The sequence below is a fragment of the Micromonospora polyrhachis genome (genome assembly GCF_014203835.1).
In the GTDB taxonomy this organism is placed as follows: domain Bacteria; phylum Actinomycetota; class Actinomycetes; order Mycobacteriales; family Micromonosporaceae; genus Micromonospora_H; species Micromonospora_H polyrhachis.
On the sequence record NZ_JACHJW010000001.1, the window covers coordinates 3,019,369 to 3,041,331 of the forward strand.

5 protein-coding genes are annotated in these 21,963 nt (G+C 64.5%); 3 read left to right on the forward strand and 2 right to left on the reverse strand.

The window, feature by feature from the left end; translation table 11 throughout:
- Nucleotides 1-51 precede the first annotated feature (51 nt).
- From FHR38_RS12910 to FHR38_RS12920, 3 genes are all read left to right on the forward strand, one after another.
- The gene (locus FHR38_RS12910) at nt 52-375 is read left to right on the forward strand and encodes a YbaB/EbfC family nucleoid-associated protein (protein ID WP_184534903.1); all 324 of its coding nucleotides are present in this window, start codon (nt 52-54) and stop codon (nt 373-375) included.
- Nucleotides 376-467: 92 nt separating this feature from the next.
- On the forward strand, nt 468-1,604 hold the full coding sequence (locus FHR38_RS12915; protein WP_184534904.1) for a hypothetical protein: 1,137 nt from the start codon (nt 468-470) through the stop codon (nt 1,602-1,604).
- Nucleotide 1,605: 1 nt separating this feature from the next.
- Complete coding sequence (locus tag FHR38_RS12920; RefSeq protein WP_184534905.1) at nt 1,606-3,864, forward strand: hypothetical protein; 2,259 nt, start codon at nt 1,606-1,608, stop codon at nt 3,862-3,864.
- Nucleotides 3,865-3,964: 100 nt separating this feature from the next.
- Here the strand turns inward: FHR38_RS12920 and FHR38_RS12925 are convergent, their stop codons facing one another.
- Nucleotides 3,965-12,967: a hypothetical protein gene (locus tag FHR38_RS12925; protein WP_184534906.1), complete on the reverse strand. Its 9,003-nt coding sequence runs from the start codon at nt 12,965-12,967 to the stop codon at nt 3,965-3,967.
- A gap of 241 nt (nt 12,968-13,208) precedes the next feature.
- Complete coding sequence (locus tag FHR38_RS12930) at nt 13,209-21,908, reverse strand: hypothetical protein (protein ID WP_184534907.1); 8,700 nt, start codon at nt 21,906-21,908, stop codon at nt 13,209-13,211.
- Between the last annotated feature and the right edge of the window lie 55 nt (nt 21,909-21,963).

Sequence of the window (21,963 nt, forward strand, 5' to 3'; positions counted from 1 at the left end):
CCACACATGGAGGACTACAGACGTTCCCCAGCAGGGTGCGAAGCTGCGGCCATGACCGGTCCGAACTTGGATGATGTGCTGCAGCAGGCGAGCGCGCTGCAGGACCAGCTCGCCACGATGCGGGACAACCTGGTCGAGATCGAGGTCACCGGGACGTCGCGTGGCGGTGCGGTCGCGGTCCGGATGACGGTCGGCGGCGAATTTCAGAGCATACGGATCGATCCGGAAGTGCACGCCGACGGGCCTGAGGAGGTGGAACGGGCTGTCCTGGACGCGCTCCGTGACACGGCCTTCCAGCTGCGCCAGCACACCACCCGGCAGCTCGAAGGCCTGCAGGACCTCTTCGGGGCGTTCCAGACACCACCGACGGCGTGAGGCGACCACCACCTGATCACTCGTCGTGAACCACGACGGCCCACCAGACGTCTCAATTGCGTCAACCCACCCAGTGAGAAAGCGGTACCGGGATGGACGCATACGACGGCGCGCCGCAGGAGGCTCTCCTACACCGCCTGCTGCTGCGGGCAGCCGGCCTGATGCCCGCGCAGGACCTCGCCGATGCCCGGTTCGCGCTGGCCCGAGGTGACCTTTCGGCGCTGGCCGCCTCGGTGGTGGCCGGGCTGAGGGTGACGCGCGGGCGACTCGCCGACGACGACCTTGATCTGCTGCTGCAGGCAACCAGCGACGCTGCGACGCAGGACGCGCTGCGGGCGACCCGGGCACCGGCCGACCCGGGGCAGCCCGCTATCGACGGGCAGTCCGACGTGCCTCGGTACACCTTCGAGCCGGTCGCAACCGAGGACCTGCTGCTGCGCGACCTCTGGATCCCACCGATCGTCGACCTGACCGGTGCGCCGACGCCGTTCCGCGACGCGGCCACCGACGACATCGACTGGGCCACCGCCACAGCAGCAGCCTCCCTGCCTGGTGCGGTGGCGCTGTGGCGGACCTGGCGGACCCGGCCACCGACCGAATCGGGGCCGGCGGCGGGCAGCCCGACGCGGGTCTACCTCGTCGAGGTCGACCTGCCGGTCGCCGACCTGCCGGCGCGGACCGCAGAGGTGATGACCGCGATCGGCGCGGAGGACGACGCACCCCCGCTCGTCGAGATGCACGCCGTGGGCAGCCTGCCTTCAGCGTATTTCCTGGCCGCCCGACGTGGAGCAGCGCTGCTGTGGGCGGCCGAGGCGACCCGCCCGGTGTCGATCGCGCGGGCCTTCGACGGCGTCGACCCGATCACCGGTCCGTTCTTCGACGACACCCACCCCAGGCTGGACGACGAGGAGCGCGACGCCGTACTGCGCTACCTGGAGGACGCTCCGGTGCTGTTGACGTCCACCGAGTGGATGGTCGACATCTTCGATCCCCGTGGTGGTTCGAAGGTGTCCACGGACCACCGGACGGACGGGCTCTGGGCGTGGACCGACACCGTTCCCTACTACCTACGCACCCACGGGCTCGCGCCCGATCCGGACCTGCTCGCCGCCATCCGGGAGAGCGACTACGCCGTACCCGAGGTGACCTCGGTCGGCCGCCACCGGGCGATCGCCGCGTTGTTCATGCCGGCTGATGGGCGGCCGTCTGGTCGTGGAGTGAGGAACTGACATGGCCGGAGCCAGCATCGCCGACTGCCTCGAAGGGGCCCTGCACACCGTACTGGGCCAGGGTTTCTACCATCAGCCGGCGGCCCAACCCGATGCGGTGGACAGTCATCTCATCAACGTCGCCGAAGAGTTGTCCGTGCCCGGCGAAGTGCACCTGTTCGTCCGGCAGCACGCCGCCCGGGACGAGATGCTACGCCGTTACCTGGACCAGCTCGACCCGGCGGTCCGGGGAGAGCTGTCCGTGGTGGCGCTGGACAACAGCGGAAACGTGGTCACCGATACCGCCCAACTACGGTCCATGGCCGACTGGCTCGACCTGCCGGTGCACGCGCCGCTGACTGTCGGGCATCGCGACGGCCTCATCCCGGTGGACCAAACGGCACGTCAGACCGCACTCCCGCCGATCGCCTACCAGGTGTTGCCGAGCGGAATCGCGGCGCAACGCCAGGCTGCGCTGGAGGCGCTACGCGATACACCGCCGGCCGCTGCCAACGCGAACACGAACGTCTCCGCCGCGATGGCCAACGTGCATCGGTGGCTGGACCGGGCCGAAGCGATCCGCACCACGCTCGGCCTGTCGCCAGCCGTCGACGCGCCACTGCCCGGGGCGCGACCCACGCACACCACGATGTACGCGGTCGGCACCTACCTGGCCCGCTTTGGCAGCACCACCCTGCCCGCCCTGGTCGACCTGCTCCACCACACCGAACTGACCCCGCAGCAGGTCACCGAGGCGATCGGCGGCCCGGATGCCACCACCTCCGCCACCCCGACCGTGGTGGCCAACCACCTGCTACGCAACCCCGGGCACGCGGCTCTCGTAACCGCATCGGACCAGCTCTTCTGGCTGCTGTCCGACGCCGCCGGCGCACCCCACTGGGTCGACCCCCGGTCGGGACGTACGCCGGTGGTGTTCGACGTCGACGGTGCCCAGGACTGGCGAACCGCGGTGCTGGAGCGGAGCAGCACGCAGGTGCTCATGGTCGACGCGACCGGCCGACGTACCGAGTTGGACCGCTCCGTCCCGCAGACCCGGACGCCGACCGCGCCGATCAGCCTGCCGACGGACGCCCGCGCCGGAGAGCACGGTGTGGTGCTGATTGGCGCGTGGCCACCGGGAAACCAGACAAAGTACGGCCTCAGCAATCTCGACTCGACCAACCTGCCGGTAATCGCGGTGGACGTCCGGCAGCTACGGCAGAGCCTGGAGCCGACCCAACTGAACGCGCTCAGGAACGCGAGCCTTCGCCACTTCCTGAACAACGCCCGCCCGATCATCGTCTCGACCGCCGCAAATTCGCAGGTTGCGGAGTTGGCCAAGCAGTTCGGTGGGGCGCTCCTCTCTCGGGTGCCGACCAAGCTCGATTCCGAGTGGCAACTACACGTACCCGACGCGGGTCTCACCACCACGTTCGCCGACCCGCAGTTGACCCAGGCCATGGTCGAGCAGGCCGCCGCCGCCCTGGCCGCCCTCGGGCCGGTGCACGAGCCGCTGCCGCCGGTACTCGTCGAGCTGTTGTCTTTCAATACCTACGACGAGGCCGGGGCCCACTTCCGCGACAACTTCGAGAAACTGCGGGATCCCGTCGTCGGCGAGGCCATGCGGGTCGTCGCCGCGAGGTTTCCGCAGGACAATCCGCTTCAGGTCTTCCGGCTGGCGACCGAGATCAGCCAACGCGCGCCGTTTCTGGCCGGTGCGACCCCGCTTGAGCCGGCCGTACGAGACTCGATCAACGCCGAGCCACCGCTGGCGCCGAACCGGCCGATCGACCTGACGTTCGTCTTCGACTATCTGACCTCCCGGGGCCTGCCGGCGCAGGCCGACACACAGCCAGTCGGCGCACACCAGACCAGGCTGCTCTGGGATGGGCTGCTGTTCCAGGCCATGCTGGGGCAGCAGCTGACCCGTGCGGAGGCGGTCACGTTGGCCCGGGGAGTGGGCGAGGTGGATGCGGAACGGGCCCGGCGGGTAGCCGGCGCGCCCGAGACATCACAGGCCCACGCCATGATCTTCGATGCTCTCGGTAGCCTGGTGGAAAAGTCCGTCAAGGGCGACTTGCCGGGCGATGGCGTAGTGGGACCTAGGGTCAACTGGAAAGCACAGCTCAGCATCGCGGACTGCCTGACCGGCGCGGACAGAGTCCCGTGGCACTTCCGGATCAAGGAAGTCCTCGTGCCGCATTTCAAACAACTGGGTGTCGCCGAAGATCTCCACGAAGAGCTCACCGAAATCAGGGACGAGATCTACTTCTGCCACTGAGGGGCCGGCAAGGTCTTCATACCGAGGCGTTGGATCAGGCCGGGGCACCGATCCAACGCCGTGTCCTGTTGGCCGGGGTGGCCATTAGTTCGGTCGATGGTCAGCAGTTCAGTACGGCCTCCGACAACATCTGAAGCTCCCTCACACGACCCGGCATGGCAGAACCCAACCCAGTGATCGCATCAACCCACTGACCCCGCTCCACCACCGAAAGCTTGCCCCGATTGTCATCAATAAACTGCATGGCATCCGTAAACTTCCCCGCCCGGATATCACCAATCACCGCCAACACCGGCACCGAAATATCCCTGACACCAACACCAGCCGCGACCACCATCGCCGCCAACCGATCCGTAGTAAGACCACCACCAAGCTGCCCGACGCTCTCAAGCTGCGCCACCGAATCAAGCAACACCCTCGGACGATCCACCACCTCAGCAGCGGCATAGTCGAACACAATGTCCGACTGCCCCACCGCACCAAACTCCAACACCGGCTCAAAAACCGCCAAAGCAGGCTGATCCGGCACCCGCAGCACCATCTCCCTGACACTGGCCAAGTGAGACTTCATCTGATCAGGCGACCAACCCAACCGCCCGAACGTCGACCGCGCCGCCCCCAGGTTAGCCGCCCAAATCAGCTCACCGAGTCCGTCATCAACCCGCTTCACCGCCGCCGTCGGACGAGCAAGCCTCACCGCCGCATCCAACACCGCAGGCGTAACCCGATCCCACACATCCGACGCCCCACTAACCCCCTGAGCAGCATTCGACGCGGTAACCGTCCAATTGTTGTCCACACTCAACTTCAGCCCACCCAGGCCACCCAACCCAGCGCCAGCCGACTTCTTCAGAGTCTGGTGAACCACCGCCGCCCCATAGCGGCCAACCACACTGAGCAAATCACCACTCACACGACCCCGCGTCACCACAACAACCGACTGCCCACGCTGAGCGAACTGCTCCAAAAGAACATTCACCCCAGCCACATCACCCGACAACGCATCACGACCAGGCCCCGCCACACCAAGCACCACCACCGGACGATCCACACTCGCCCCCGCACGCAGATCAGCAATCAACCCAGCCGGCTCACCCCGCACCTGCGACGACACCACAAACACATTGCCCTCAGCAACAACCCCATCACCCAACCGCAAATCCCACGACGGTGCCTGCCCCGAACCCAACTGCTGGTCACTGGGTCCCGGGCCGCCGGACTGATAGTGGTTGCCGTTGACTCGTGGCAGGTAAAGCGCCTGCTGGCCGGCCGGGTTCAGTGGCGATTCATAGCCGTTTTCGACCACCACGATATTGAGGTTCAATATTCGAGCCAGCGCCGCCGGGACGTCGTCACCGATCGAGGTGTCCCACAGCTCCGGTCCGGCCATTGCTTTGACAAGCAGCTCCTCGGGTTCCGGAAGCGCATTGGTGCTGGCCAGCAGGTTTTGCACGAAGTTGACGAGTGGCCCAGCATTGGTCAGGCCCTTCAACCTGGCAAGTACGGCCGCGTCGCCGTCGTCAATGAGGCGGGTGATCTCGTCCCAAACCTGCTCACGATTGTAAACCTGTTCCAAGTTCCGTACGGCGTTATCGAGGTTCGGCGGTTGCCAGTCCCGCATTCTCCCGAGAAGCGCATCGATAGAAAGATCGGCTATGGGGAGCTTACGGCGCCTTGCCTCCACATATACGGCATTGTTCCTCGCGGTTCTCTGCCACTCGGCACGCTTCTCATTCGACGGTGGGGACGGACGGAAGCCCGGGTAGAGGCGCGAATCATACGATCCGGCACCCACTCCTCCTCCTCCCCGAGCCCTCAGCTCGTCTGTCACCAGCCGGCCTGTCGTCCGGCCCAGGATGTCGGCGAACTGACCGGGGCGCCTCCCCACCTCGGCGGAGGCGTAGATGCGCAGCGATGCCATGCCGGTAACGCCCGGCGGCAGCGCGACACCCTGTCGCACAGCACTTTTCGGCACCGCATCGAACAGACAGTTGCCGTCGTAAAGAACGTCGTCGTACCACTGCATTGGGCGAGCGACAGACAAAGTCGATTGGCTCCCCGCCAACGCCCCCGCCGGCCGCGCAGGAGGATCGCCAACCGACGAAAGCCGCGGCGCAGCCACCTGCTTCACCCGCTTGGCCCCGGTCACCCTGGACCTCGCCCCAGGACGATGATCCGGTGCGTTGCGGAGCGCGCGGACCACCTTCCGGTACTGCGCACCGATCTCTTCGGCGATGGGCGGCGACAGGGCGATCGGACTCTTTCTGGCCAGCGGCCGGACCGGGGTCTTCCCATCGGCACCGAACTCCTTGGCCCGCTGCTTCTCCGGTACGACGGACCGGAGGACCTCGATCGGGATGCCCAGCTGGAGTGCACCCTTCTGGTCGACGACCAGTTCGACAGCACCGGTAGTGTGGATCACCGGCTGGCCCGGGGCCTCGATTTCAAGGCCCAGCGTGCTGTAGACGAAGTAGACCGAGGTGTCGTTACGGAGCCAGGCCCGGTGTTCGATCCAGTTGGTCTGGTCGATCCCGATGGCCTTGCTGTTCTCCTTGCTGCCCGCGATTCTCAGACCGACGGATTGCCCCATTGTCACGGGGAACACGACGGTGGCCGCGCCGCTCACGCTCTTCTGTGTGTTTTGGTTATGAACGTGGGCGGCCAGGTCCGTGCCGTGGTCGTAGTTCTCCAGCTCGGCCTTTTCCATGAAGTAAAGGTGTCGCAGTGTATCGAATCGGACCCGCACTTTGAGGTCCTTATTGCGGGCCTGGAGCGCCCCGAGGGCGGTAACCACCCAGCGAAGCGGGGCACCGTCGGTGATCATGCTGGGCAGGAAGTCCCGCCGGTTCTCGAAGGTGAGCGGCTCGATAGTGCCGTGTGTCCCCTGCTCCGGCTTGGCCGTGACGGTGGCCGGGTCGTGGAGTCGAGCCAGCTGGGTGCCGACGAGCGCGTCGTAGATCGGTTGCAGGAGACTGAGCCCGAGGATGCGGTAGGTGTCCGGCATCCTGCCGTTGACGAGTTGGAATTCGAAGACGGGGGCCGGAAGACCCCGTGGCAGGGTTCCCTCGGTCGGCACACCGACCACGTGTTCAGGGGTTACCTCGAACGGCTCTTTCGCCGGTCTCGCGTGCCCCGCCCAGGTCTTGGCCTTGTCAGCGGCCTTGGCAGCCACCCCCCTGACCTCACGCACATAGCCGTAGTACCGGACGGCCTGGGTGAAGTCGGTGAGTTTGTTGGCGCGTAGACCGTTCATGAACAGCAGGTTCGACCCGCGAGTGTCCCGCTGGTCGGTCCGCTTGGTCAGGGCCCCTGACAAGGTGGCCGCAACCGGTCCACCGATGCCCAGCAGGCCCGCGCCCAGGCCGTCCGAGGAGACGTTGTTTCGACTGGCGTCCTCGGACTTGTTGCCCCGCTCGTAGAGCTTCGCGCCGGTGGCACCGGGCCGACTGTCCCGCGCCGGGCCGGCCAACTTGGCAAGCACGACCAACTCGAAGCGCCGCTTGCCCACCGAGAACTGCCACGACCCGCCACCGTCGTTCAACCGCTCCATGTATCCGCCCAAGCCGCCGGGGAGCGACTTGATCTGTGTGGCCAGCTCGGGTCCGCCGATCTTCCGAGCCACCCGGTCCAGCTGCCTCATCAGCATGCCGAAGCCGGACTGAGTATTGTCGCCGGTGAATAGCATCGGCCACACCGCAGACCAGAAGTTGCCGTCCTGGAGGGCGACCGGTGGATCGAGTTTCGTCGTCAGGGCGCGGGTCAACGCCGACGCGGGGGAGGGTAGCGGAAGGGGTTCGGTCACGTGCTCGTTGAGCAGAACATTGTTGTCGAACTCGTACCAGTTGGCGATCACCTCACTCAACGGCACGTTGACCAATATCTCGCCCGGGCTGGAGATAACTTCGCCGTTCGCCGTGGTGAGCCGGTTGATGACCGCCGTCCGGACGATCACCATCTTGGTGTCCTGGTAGATCGCCCGGTAGCTACCGACGGTGTAGAGCGAGGACTCCCCCTCCCCCTCCCCCTTGTTCCTGGTGACGGAGAGATCGAGGTTGATGTGGTCGGATCGGCCGCCGAACTGTCCCTGCCAGCCCCGCTGTCGCAGCTTGTCCCTGCCCTTTTCGCGGCCGACCTGACTTTCGACGATCTGCTGGGTATAGGGGAACCAGACCTTGACGATCTGGGGCCGACCGACCGGTCGCGTTACCAGGTCGACCTGCTGTCCTCCGATCGGGAGCGACGCGCTTGCGGAGAGGGCCCGCATCAGCGCGGTCTTGTAGACGATGGTGGTCAACCCCTGCCAGGTGTCCACCTTCGACAGTCCCGGTACGGCGGCCTCGATGAGCCGCTTCTGCATGTGCCCTACGCCCTTGGTGCCGATCGCCGTGTAGATGGCCGAGATCATGCGCTCGAGCACGGAGGACTTCCCGAGATCCGGCTCGAACGGGGGCAGCGGAACCTGGCCCTTGGTGTCGTGCAATGCGTCCGGCTGAAGCAGGGTCACCGCGCCTGGCAGCGCGTCCTTGGCCAGTCGTATGTCACCGCGCTCGGCAAACCAGCGCCAATGAAGCCGCTTGGTATAGCGGGAGCTGGGCATCTTCTGCCCGTCGGTGTCGGAGGTCACGGCGGTCGACTGGGTACGTCCGAGCTTGTCGGTCTTCGAGCCGCTGCCTTGGCGGCCGTACTGGCCGAGGACGTTGCCGTCGACCGGCAGCAGGTCCGCGGCCCCATATCCCGACAGGTCCCAGACCTTGCCGGTGGCTCGCTTGATCGTCATGGTGTCGATGCTGGTGTGGCCGTACTGGATCTGGTATTTGGTCACGCCCTGATGCGTGCTGTCGTCGGCGGCGAGCTCGGCCCACAGCCCGACGACGAGCCGCTGTTCCGGGTCCTCGGGGCGGTCCGGGTGCGGAAAGACCAGGGGCACGCCCGGCTGCCCCGCCTCCGCCCCCAGCACGTCGTCGGACAGGGCTCGCAACGCTTCCTCGGAGAGCTGGCTCAGGAGCATGCGCCAGTTGGCGTACTCCTGCCCGGCTAGGTTGGTGTCCGCGCCGGTTGGGGAGAGCTTTTGCAGGTGCTCCCACGGCGTCACGTCGCCCGGCACCGCCGCCTTCGGCAGGTAACCGGCGGTGACCAGGGTCGGGACGATGCTGTCGTACAGCTGCGGCACCCCGTCGAAGCCCTCGGGGAAGTCCATGGTCAACCCGAACCCGTCGAGGTTCCACCAGATCTTCGTGTCGTCCGGCTTGGCATCCTCGGCCAACTTGGCGTCCTCGGCGGCGTCCGCCTGCTGGTGTGCCGGCACCGTCGCCTCGGACCATTGCAGCGGCGTCGCGTTCCGCGCGTTGGGACGTGCCAGCTCGCGCAGATCGGCCGAGTGCATCATCAGATGCGCGTAGCCGGCGATCGCCACCGGATCGCGGTCGACCTGCCCGTCCCCGCCCCGATGGTCGACGTCCAACTGGACCGTGAAGTCGGCCAGGACGTACTGAAGCGTCCCGACGACCCGCTGGGCCCGGGTCAACCAGGCGCGATGGTGCCTGATTTCCTGCAGTGCCCGGCGCCACGTATACCGTCCGCTACCACCGAGTCTGAACACCCGCTTCAGCAACCGCACCGCCCCGATCAGGGTGGCCCGATGCCCCCGCGCCCGGTTGGCGCTGCGGAGGACCTTGCGAACGACCGCGTTGACCCAGTCGAAGCGGGTCTCCCCGCTCCGGCTCACCTCACTGATCTTCATGATCTTGTTGATCGGCTGTTCCTGAGCGCCGCTGGTCAGGCTGAAACTGAGGAACCTTCCGTCCCGTTCCAGCGTCTGCCGGAACACCTGCTGGTAGTTCTGCTCGTTGCGGGGCCGCAGGATGTTCTTCAGCCCCATCATCACCTGGTCGTTGGTCAGGTATGCCTCGGCCACCTGTTTCCAGAAGGCGTAGTCCGCCGGGGAGAGCTTGGCACGCAGCCCGGCCAACGCATTGTCCGCCAGCTGCACCCGGGACGCGGCGAAGTCCATCCGCCACAGCGGGAACTGCTCCGCGCTGGTGACCTGGATCTCCCGCAGATAGTCCGGGTCGGTGCCCGGCTGGCTCCGCGCCTCCGTCGCCGTGTACGGCAGCTGGAACTGCGCCACCGCGTACGTGACCGTGTCCCGCCGCAGGCCACCGGCCGGCTCCTCGAAGAAGAACCCCTGCCACCGGAGGGTCTGCCGGTCCTCCACCCGGGCCACCCAGACCACCGGCAACTGCGCGTCGCCAACCGGCTCCTTGATCCGCAACTGCTGATAGTCGGAGATCGCCGTCCCTGCCTGGGAACGCTGATCCGTCGAGCCCGACTGGCCGTACGTGCCGGAGACGTCAAATCGCGTTGAAGCAACTGTCTCCGGAATTCCGAGTTCCGCCCGATAGGCCGGGCCCAGGTCCCAGCTGAAGCTACTCGTCTCGGTCTGCGACACGGCCAGGTCGCGGTACCGATACGCCCGGTTCTCCAACTTGGCCGAACGCCGGGTGCTCCCCACCTCCTTGGCACCCAGCAGGCTGCCCGGTGCGACCTTGGGCGGGTCGGTCGACACCGGCCACAGCCGGACGTCGTACCGCTTGCTATCGATCGGAATGTTGAAACCGTCGTCGAGGCCCTGCCCGAACAGGGACATCAGCTTTCGGCGTACATCCGTCGCATCGATCGGACGGTTCGCTGCTGGGATGATCCCGTTGAGCCAGTCGGTCAACTCCGGCACGAACGGCAACTCACCGATGGCGTGAAAGGAGCTGACCAACCTGCTGTGGTCGACGTCGGCGGCCATCCCCGGCGGCATGGGACGGGTCGACGGATTGCCCTCGTGCCACTTCGCGATGACCAGTTCGGCAAGCACCTCACGCAGGCTGCGCTGGTCGATCAGGCTGCCCGGCTTGGTCAGGTCCTTCGCCAGCTCCGCCTCGGCGTCCCGGACCAGTACCGCCATCCGAACCAGCTCGTCGGCACCCGCCGTGCGGCTACTACCGAGCAATTCAAGCGTCATCGGCCGGTAGTCGGACAGGTCGGTGAACCGACGGTCACCCCGCTCGGTGAAGAACTTGCGCCGCACCCGGACCAGCCGCTCGAAGTTCGCACGGGTAAGCGGGGCCGGGGTCGCCGTCGATGCCTGGGCTGATTCTGGCGCTGACTCCGGTGTCGACACCCGGGCCGCCGAGGTGGCGCTGGTCTCTGGCGTCGCAGCGGGGTACGCCGTCCGCCACAGCAGATCCGCTTCCGCCTGACGCGCGGCCGGTGAGTCGGGCTGACCCGGCTGCTTGAGGTCGCGGCGGCGTTGCCGCTCCAGCATCGACTGGTAGCGCCCGGAGCTCTGGACCCCCGGGATCCGTACGACATGCTTGTCGAAACCCCGACGAGCCAGGGCCGCCACCTGTTTGCGGTCCCGCCACTGCTGCCGGGCCTGCGCCTCGGTCGCCACGGTTTCCAGCCGCTGCCAGGTGAGGGGTGTGCCGTCACCGAGCAACTGCTCCAGGTCATCCCACCGCAGCGGCCGGTTGGGCGTGACGCCGTCATTCTGCTTCGTATACCGGCGGTAGGCCAACTCCACGGCGTGGACGAGGATGGCCACATCGGCGTTGGCCTTGGCCTCAGCTTCGGCCTGGACTTTGACCTTGGCCGCGGGGTCGCTCATTGCCGCATCGGCTGCGGGTTCGAGTATCGTCCCCGTCGGCATTTCCCGGAACACGCCCCGGATCTCTAGTTTTCGGTCCGGGGAGAGGCCAGCATGATTCCGGTCCAGCCACTGCAGGAGCCTGCCCTCCGCCCCGCCGACGGTCGGCTGGTCGGTGGCCTGGCTGTCCGAGGTGACTGGGCTGGCCCGGTCCATGCCAAGTTCCGAACGGAGCACGGCGAACTGCTCGCGGCGTATCAACGCCGCACGGGTCACCGCCGCGCTTTCGGCAAGCAGGGTGTTGACATGCCCGCGCAGCTCTGTCAAATGCCGCTCGGTGACGGCCGAGACCGCCTCACCGAAGACCGCGCGCACCAGCGGCAGGAAGTCCTCGGGCCGCATCGCGTCCGGGGTACGCTCCAGCGCACCGGCCCAGAGCGGGAACTCGAGATACAACACCCGCTGGAGCCACTGCTCGGCTCGGTCCGTGCCGTGGGTAAGCGCCCGCTCGGCCTGCTCCTTCGACCACCGCTGCCAGTCTCGCTCCTGTTCGGGGCCGGCGTTGAGCATGCGTTCGACAACGGACTGCTCTGGAAGCCGCCCATCAATGTGTGCCTTCGCCACCGCGTCCCGGTATTTGCGGAGCGCCCTGTCCAACCCCTGGCGCTCCGCGCTGTTGGGCAGGAGTCCCTGTTTGGCATGCTCTGCTCGCTGCTCAAGTACGGGCAGCATCAGCGCGGCCCAGACCCCGTCCCGTTGCCGGGCGTCGACCGAGACCGCCGGGGTCACCGTGACAGTGCTCAACTCACCCGGCAACGCCGCCGCCACCAACCCCGACGATGTCTGCCGAACAACCGACACACCATCCGGATCACCCAACACCAAAAACTCGGAAGCAGACTCCCCCTCACCCACCCGCACACTCATCGCCGCACCAGAAGCAAGCCCAGCCAACTCCCGCCACAGCCCAACCACACCACCACGCACCACACGCGGCGCACCCACCGCCACCGCCGTGACGAAAGAACCACCATGACGAGCAGCAACAACCGCCAACGGCAACCCAAACTCGACCCCACCAGAGGTCAACCGCACCTGACCCGGCATCGGCCCACCCGAGCGCACCCGACCCAAATTCCGGTCAGCACCCGACGACACATGCTCCGCAACCAAATGCGCCGCCGGCAACACCAACACATAAGCAACCCGACCAGCATCCGCCGGCCCACCCCGCTCATCGACCGGCAACACCCGATCACTACCCAGATCGGCAAGAGCACGCCCCGGCCCACCATCCACCCGAACCGGCAACCGCAACCGATCAGCCCACCCCAGCGCCCCCACCAAATCAAGCGAGGCCACCACCGAAGCCGGCGGCACCACCACCATCCGCGCCACCACATCCAACGACGCAGCCAACAACCCCTGCGCCACCAACCCCGCCGCACCCGCCGCACCCTCAGCCACATGAACCAGATGCGCCCCCGACACCGACGGGAAAACCCGAACCTCCTCCGGCACACCCCCCGGCTCAAGACTCAGAAACTGACCAGAACGCACCCAAGACGAAAGAAACTCAGGACACGCCACACCCGTCGCATCCACCATCTGCCGCCTCCAGGATCACCTGTCGTACCCGCTGCCCCCTGCAACGGCCACGCCGACGCTCCGGTTCACACCAGCAGCAGAACAACCGATATGTCCAAGATCAGCAGTTCAGTACGGCCTCCGACAACATCTGAAGCTCCCTCACACGACCCGGCATAGCAGAACCCAACCCAGTGATCGCATCAACCCACTGACCCCGCTCCACCACCGAAAGCTTGCCCCGATTGTCATCAATAAACTGCCTGACATCCGTAAACTTCCCCGCCCGGATATCACCAATCACCGCCAACACCGGCACCGAAATATCCCTGACACCAACACCAGCCGCGACCACCATCGCCGCCAAACGATCCGTGGTAAGCCCACCACCAAGCTGCCCGACGCTCTCAAGCTGCGCCACCGAATCAAGCAACACCCTCGGACGATCCACCACCTCAGCAGCGGCATAGTCGAACACAATGTCCGACTGCCCCACCGCACCAAACTCCAAAACCGGCTCAAAAACCGCCAAAGCAGGCTGATCCGGCACCCGCAGCACCATCTCCCTGACACTGGCCAAGTGAGACTTCATCTGATCAGGCGACCAACCCAACCGCCCGAACGTCGACCGCGCCACCCCAAAATCAGACGCCCAGATCAGCTCACCGAGTCCGTCATCAACCCGCTTCACCGCCGCCGTCGGACGAGCAAGCCTCACCGCCGCATCCAACACCGCAGGCGTAACCCGATCCCACACATCCGACGCGCCGCTAACCCCCTGAGCAGCATTCGACGCGGTAACCGTCCAATTGTTGTCCACACTCAGCTTCAGCCCACCCAGGCCACCCAACCCAGCGCCAGCCGACTTCTTCAAAGTCTGGTGAACCACCGCCGCCCCATAGCGACCAACCACACTGAGCAAATCACCACTCACACGACCCCGCGTCACCACAACAACCGACTGCCCACGCTGAGCGAACTGCTCCAAAAGAACATTCACCCCAGCCACATCACCCGACAACGCATCACGACCAGGCCCCGCCACACCAAGCACCACCACCGGACGATCCACACTCGCCCCCGCACGAAGATCAGCAATCAACCCAGCCGGCTCACCCCGCACCTGCGACGACACCACAAACACATTGCCCTCAACAACAACCCCATCACCCAACCGCAAATCCCACGACGGCGGACCCACCGCCACCCTCACCGGTGGATCCACCGACCCGGCCGACACCGAACCCACCTGCCCGGGCCCGGCCCCGTCCCGCTGTTCTGGCACCCACCCACGCTCGGCGAAGGATTCACCGAGACGTTGGAGCCGTGCTGGGTCAGGCAGGCCAAGGGCAAGCAAACTGCTCACCGCCGGCGCCCGCACCCCGGTCAACAACCGGCCAAGACCATCAGTGAGCGCAACCCCCACACCAATCCGGGCCTGGGACAACCTCGGCCCGTGCTGCACCACCATCGGAGTCCGTACGCCCGAAACCCGTACGGCATCCGGCGCTTCCCGCACCTCACGCACCCCACCGGACACCAACCGGAACCGACCATCATCACCAAGCACCGTCGGAGAAACCACAACCTCCGTCAACGCACCAGCCGCAGCCTCGCCGGCCGTCAACGGCATCACCTTCGCGACCCCGCCCATCGCCAAAACCCGCCGATTGCCCTCCGGCAGCAGAGCAAACAACCTCGTGGCGAAATCGTCCAACACAGCACCAGCCTGCACCGGCACCGCCGAATCACACTGCACCAACACAATGTCACGGCCCCGCGCCCGAGGATCAGCAACAATCAAATCACGCACCTGCGCCGGAGTCAGCAACCGGCCATTCACCACCGGACCAGCAACAGTGCCCTCAACAAAAACCACATACTCCCGATCCGACGCACGGAAACCCTCCGCAGCCCGAATATGAGCCCCACGATCCGCACCCAACAAACGCAACCCCGGAAAGTCCGGCAAATACCTCGCCACAGACCCAGGAGCATCATGCACCAGCAGATCGCCGGCTACCGCCACACCAAACGTCGGACCACCACTCCCACCAACACCGCCACGATCATCCTCACTGTCGCTATTAGCGGTACCCAAAGCCTCATCGTACGAGTGAATGGTTGACCAATATTGCGACATTCCTCGGTAGTCTCCGGTGGGATTCGACACCTCCTCAAGCGGATACGACGGCACCTTGCTCCAAGCGACCATTCTGCGCCCGTAGGCGAAGAAGCCGACTCTTCTTTCTGTTGGCGTAAAGGTATGGGTTTCCTCAACTTTGTTCTGCCGCAGCCAGTAGTTCCTGACTGTGACCGAACTGGGCCGCAAGGGCCACGGGTCGATCACCAGCGAGTTCGGATGCCCGAGCGGACCAACCACGAGATACACGTGGTCGTCGAGATGCGATACCACCGTGATCGGAATACCGACCATCTTCGGATCGTCCCACAGGTATCCGAGAGCCACCGCCGCGTGCTCGTGGCAATTCCCGGTCTTGAAGTGCTTGGCGAGAACTGCACTTATCGCCAGCTGCAAGAACCTGTTGTTCATCCTGTCCTGTTGGAAGATACCAAGAGGCCGCTTCGTAAGATCGAGATAGGCTATAGATCGAATATGCCCCACCAGCCGCATAGCCCCGCCATCGTATTTCGTGCCGATGGCTTCATTATTGGCCGGCCCATACGAGAGCTCGCTCCGCACATAGGAAATTACGTCTCTGGCCACATCTCGCGAGACTCGACGCCACGCAGTCTCCGCGGTCAACAGTTCTTTGAACCTACCGACGTGGCGCTCTAACTTATCAGCATTTTTGTTGAGGGCCACTACCTCTCCCGCTCGCGCTGCCTCCAGGTTCTTGACCAGGCGGGCAATTTGCTCAGCGGGATTAATGCCGTTCAGTTCATCCTGTCGAGTCTTCCGTTGATCACGCAGGACACTCCGCTTCTCTTGCAGCTCATCCAATCGCTGGGACAAGTCGACCCGCTGCCGCTCCAATGATCCAATCCGGCCGATCAGATCCTGAAGGGTGTCCTGATACGAGATCAGACGACTTCTTTCCGTAAGCAGCTGCTGTTGCGACCACTCGGCATAACGACTAGGAGCATCCGGATAGTAGAGAGTTGAATCTATCTCCTGCAAAACTCGGCCGACCTCGGCAAGCTTGTTGTCAACGCGGCGAAGACTCACCCCGGCGTGAGTAACAAGCTCCGCCCTGAGGCTCGCCAACTCGCCTTCCACGCCGGAGTACGCCTGCTGGCTGGCCGACAGGTCCTGCTTAATCCCGGCTATTTCCCGGGAAGTATCGTCAGCCTTGTGCTGAATCAGGCTCAGCTCATAGGCGTACGCGATGTATCCTTCGAAATTTCTTCGCTGGCCTGCGCCAAGGTACTGCTCGACCATCTCGGCGAAAGCATCAGGGTCCCCGTCCCATGCCAGATTCAGCAGGCGTTGCGGCTCGCCCTTCTGGCGGTCCAGCTCAGCGCTTTCACCCCTGACGCTCTCCGCCATCTCCTCGACGATCTCGATCAGATTCCAGAGGATGGTGTCGTATTTCCCGCCCAAGCTCCCGAGGCGAGTCCACTGATCAGGAGAAATCTCACCCGGAGCCACATCCAGAGAATTGTAGAGGTCGACATACTCTTGTACGACCTCTTGCATATACACAAGATTGCCGTCGTGACCGCCGGGATTTCTTGCCTCTGCGTACCCATGCAGGGCCTTGCCGCTGTTGTACGCGGCCAGCCGCGCATTGGTGACCCCGTGGAAAGCCTGACTGAAGTTGACTCTTCTGCTTTCCTGCGACGGGGCGTATGTCGTGCTCGGCCAAGGAAACGCGACCCCGGTCTGCTCGACATTCCCCGTAACGTTCTCCTGTGTCTCCTGTGGTGTGTTCAGACCGAGCCGCCGTAGATCCCCAGGCTTGGGTGCCTGCTCACCGACGAGCACCACGCCCCGGACATCGGTCAACGGCACACCACGCCCCGTCCGAGCCGCAGACAACCGCGGACCGTGCTGAATGACCAGCGGAACCCGCTGACCAGACCCCACCGAAGCATCAGGAGCATCCACGTAACTCCGGATACCACCCGACGACAGTCGGAACCGGCCATCCGCCCCCAACACCGTCGGCGACACCAACACCTCAGACAGTTCACCCGTCGACCCGCCGGCCGACCAGGGCTGCACCCGAGCAACACCGCCCATCGCCGTCACCCGGCCATGCTCAGACGGCAACACAGCAAAAAGCCTGGCCCCATAGTCGGCCAAAACAGCGGCAGACCCCGCCGAATCACAAACCACCAGCAGAATGTCCATACCCCGGGCACGAGCATCCGCCGCGATCAGATCCCGCAGACTCTCCACGGTGATCAACTTCCCGTCATAGACCGGCCCCGCCACCGTCCCATGCACAAACACCGGATACTCGTTGTCCGCCGCCCGGAAACCCAGCGCCGCCTCAACCTGCTCACTCTGCCCCGGATCCAACAACATCAACCCCGGACGAGGCCACACAAACCGAGCCACCTCATCAGGCGCCTCATACACCGACAAAACAACATCCGGCTCGGCCAAGGACGCCAAATTCCATTCCCCATACCGCACAGCAACCGGGGTCACCGCGACAGTGCTCAACTCACCCGGCAACACCGCCCCCACCAACCCCGACGGGGTCTCCCTCGCGCGCTCGGCGAAGGATTCACCGAGACGTTGGAGCCGTGCCGGGTCAGGCAGGCCAAGAGCAAGCAACCTGCTCACCGCCGGCGCCCGCACCCCGGTCAACAACCGGCCAAGACCATCAGTGAGCGCAACCCCCACACCAATCCGGGCCTGGGACAACCTCGGCCCGTGCTGCACCACCATCGGAGTCCGTACGCCCGAAACCCGTACGGCATCCGGCGCTTCCCGCACCTCACGCACCCCACCGGACACCAACCGGAACCGACCATCATCACCAAGCACCGTCGGAGAAACCACAACCTCCGTCAACGCACCAGCCGCAGCCTCGCCGGCCGTCAACGGCATCACCTTCGCGACCCCGCCCATCGCCAAAACCCGCCGATTGCCCTCCGGCAGCAGAGCAAACAACCTCGTGGCGAAATCGTCCAACACAGCACCAGCCTGCAACGGCACCGCCGAATCACACTGCACCAACACAATGTCACGGCCCCGCGCCCGAGGATCAGCAACAATCAAATCACGCACCTGCGCCGGAGTCAGCAACCTGCCATCCACCACCGGACCAGCAACAGTGCCCTCAACAAAAACCACATATTCCCGATCCGACGCACGGAAACCCTCCGCAGCCCGGATATGAGCCCCACGATCCGCACCCAACAAACGCAACCCCGGAAAGTCCGGCAAATACCTCGCCACAGACTCAGGAGCATCATGCACCAGCAGATCGCCGGCTACCGCCACACCAAACGTCGGACCACCACTCCCACCAACACCGCCACGATCATCCTCACTGTCGCTATTAGCAGTACCCAAAGCCTCATCGTACGAGTGAATGGTTGACCAGTAGCCGTCCTCCTCTAGGTATTCACCGACCGGATCAGCCACCTCTTGAAGTGCCGGAAACGCCGGCACCTTATTCCAATCGATCAGACTGCGCCCGTAGGCGAAGAAGTCGATTCTTCCGTTCGGCACAAAGGTGCGGACGGATTCAACTTCGCCCTGCCGTAGCCAGTAGTTCCTGACTGTGACCGAACTGGGCCGCAAGGGCCACGGGTCGATCACCAACGAGTTCGGATGCCCAAGCGGACCAACCACGAGATACACGTGGTCGACACCGTGTTCTACCTGCGAGATCGGGATGCCGACCATCCTCGGATGGTTCCATAGGTAGCCGAAAGCCACTGCCGCGTGCTCTGCACAGTTCCCGGTCTTGACATGTTTGGCGAGAGTAGCGTTTTCCGCCAGTGCCCAGAACGCATAGTCTTCCTCCTCGTCCTGGAAGACAGCAGGAGGCGGTGAGGAAGGTTGATAGTCTTCATCCCTAATTTGTTCGACCCGCAGCTGAGCCGCGCCGTCGTATTTAATGCCGTTGACCACATTATTAGCCGGCCCATACGGAAGCTTTCTCCGCACATAGGCTATCGCCTCTCTGGCCATGTCTCGCGAGACTCGACGCCACACCGTCTCCGCAGTCAGCAGGCCTCCGATCCTACTGCCGGCGCGCGCTATTACATCAGCATTTTGGTTGAGGGCCAGCACTTGCCTTGCTCGCGCTGCCTCCAGGTTCGTGACCACGAGGGCAAGTTGCCCAGCGGGATTAATGCCGTTCAGTTCATCCTGTCGAGTCTTCCGTTGATTACGCAGGGCTCTCGACTCGTTTTGCAGCTCACCGATACGCTGAGACAGGTCGGCTCGCTGTTGCTCCAGCTGCCCAATTCGGCCAAGCAACTCCTGATGAGTCTCTTGATACGAGATCAGACGGCTTCTTTCCGCAACCAACTGCTGCTGCGACCATCCACTATAGGGACCAGGCTCGTTTGGGTAATACAGGGCCGCTTCGACGTCTCGTAAATCTCGGCTGACCTCGGCAAGCTTGTTGTCAACGCGGCGAAGACTCACCCCGGCGTGAGTAACAAGCTCCGCCCTGAGGCTCGCCAACTCGCCTTCCACGCCGGAATACGCCTGCTGACTGGCCGACAAGTCCTGCTTAATCCCGGCTATTTCCCGGGAAGTATCGTCAGCCTTGCGTTGAATCAGGCTCAGCTCATAGGCGTACCCGATATATTCTTCGACCTTGTCTCGCTCGCCTGCGCCAAAGTACTGCTCGACCATCTCGGCGAAAGCATCACGGTTCCCGCCCCATGCCAGATTCAGCAGGCGTTGCGGCTCGCCCTTCTGGCGGTCCAGCTCAACACTTGCACCCCTGGTTCTTCCCGCTACCCGCGTGGCGGCCTCGACCAGATTCGAGAGGATTGAATCGTATCTTCCCCCCAATTCCTCGATGCGGCTCCGCTCATCAACAGAAAGCTGATCCCAGCCTTTTCCCAGAAATTCGAGTAGCTCCGTGTACTCTCTCGCGAAACTTTGCATGTTCGCGAGATCGGGGTCGTGGCCGCCGGGATTGTTGGCCTCTGCGTACCCATGCAGGGCCTTGCCGCTGTTGTACGCGGCCAGCCGAGCATTGGTGACCCCGTGGAAAGCCTGACTGAAGTTGACTCTTCTGCTTTCCTGTGACGGGGCGTATGTCGTGCTCGGCCAAGGAAACGCGACCCCGGTCTGCTCGACATTCCCCGTAACGTTCTCCTGTGGTGTGTTCAGACCGAGCCGCCGTAGATCCCCAGGCTTGGGTGCCTGCTCACCGACGAGCACCACGCCCCGGACATCGGTCAACGGCACACCACGCCCCGTCCGAGCCGCAGACAACCGCGGACCATGCTGAATGACCAGCGGAACCCGCTGACCAGACCCCACCGAAGCATCAGGAGCATCCACGTAACTCCGGATACCACCCGACGACAGTCGGAACCGGCCATCCGCCCCCAACACCGTCGGCGACACCAACACCTCAGACAGTTCACCCGTCGACCCGCCGGCCGACCAGGGCTGCACCCGAGCAACACCGCCCATCGCCGTCACCCGGCCATGCTCAGACGGCAACACAGCAAAAAGCCTGGCCCCATAGTCGGCCAAAACAGCGGCAGACCCCGCCGAATCACAAACCACCAGCAGAATGTCCATACCCCGGGCACGAGCATCCGCCGCGATCAGATCCCGCAGACTCTCCACGGTGATCAACTTCCCGTCATAGACCGGCCCCGCCACCGTCCCATGCACAAACACCGGATACTCGTTGTCCGCCGCCCGGAAACCCAGCGCCGCCTCAACCTGCTCACTCTGCCCCGGATCCAACAACATCAACCCCGGACGAGGCCACACAAACCGAGCCACCTCATCAGGCGCCTCATACACCGACAAAACAACATCCGGCTCGGCCAAGGACGCCAAATTCCATTCCCCATACCGCACAGCAACCGGGGTCACCGCGACAGTGCTCAACTCACCCGGCAACACCGCCCCCACCAACCCCGACGACGTCTGCCGAACAACCGACACACCATCCGGATCACCCAACACCAAAAACTCGGAAGCAGACTCCCCCTCACCCACCCGCACACTCATCGCCGAACCAGAAGCAAGCCCAGCCAACTCCCGCCACAGCCCAACCACACCACCACGCACCACACGCGGCGCACCCACCGCCACCGCCGTGACGAAAGAACCACCATGACGAGCAGCAACAACCGCCAACGGCAACCCAAACTCGACCCCACCAGAGGTCAACCGCACCTGACCCGGCATCGGCCCACCCGAGCGCACCCGACCCAAATTCCGGTCAACACCCGACGACACATGCTCCGCAACCAAATGCGCCACCGGCAACACCAACACATAAGCAACCCGACCAGCATCCGCCGGCCCACCCCGCTCATCGACCGGCAACACCCGATCACTACCCAGATCGGCAAGAGCACGCCCCGGCCCACCATCCACCCGAACCGGCAACCGCAACCGATCAGCCCACCCCAGCGCCCCCACCAAACCAAACGAGGCCACCACCGAAGCCGGCGGCACCACCACCATCCGCGCCACCACATCCAACGACGCAGCCAACAACCCCTGCGCCACCAACCCCGCCGCACCCGCCGCACCCTCAGCCACATGAACCAGATGCGCCCCCGACACCGACGGGAAAACCCGAACCTCCTCCGGCACACCCCCCGGCTCAAGACTCAGAAACTGACCAGAACGCACCCAAGACGAAAGAAACTCAGGACACGCCACACCCGTCGCATCCACCATCTGCCGCCCCCCAAAACACCAGCCGCACCCGATATCCCCCTGCAACGGACACAAC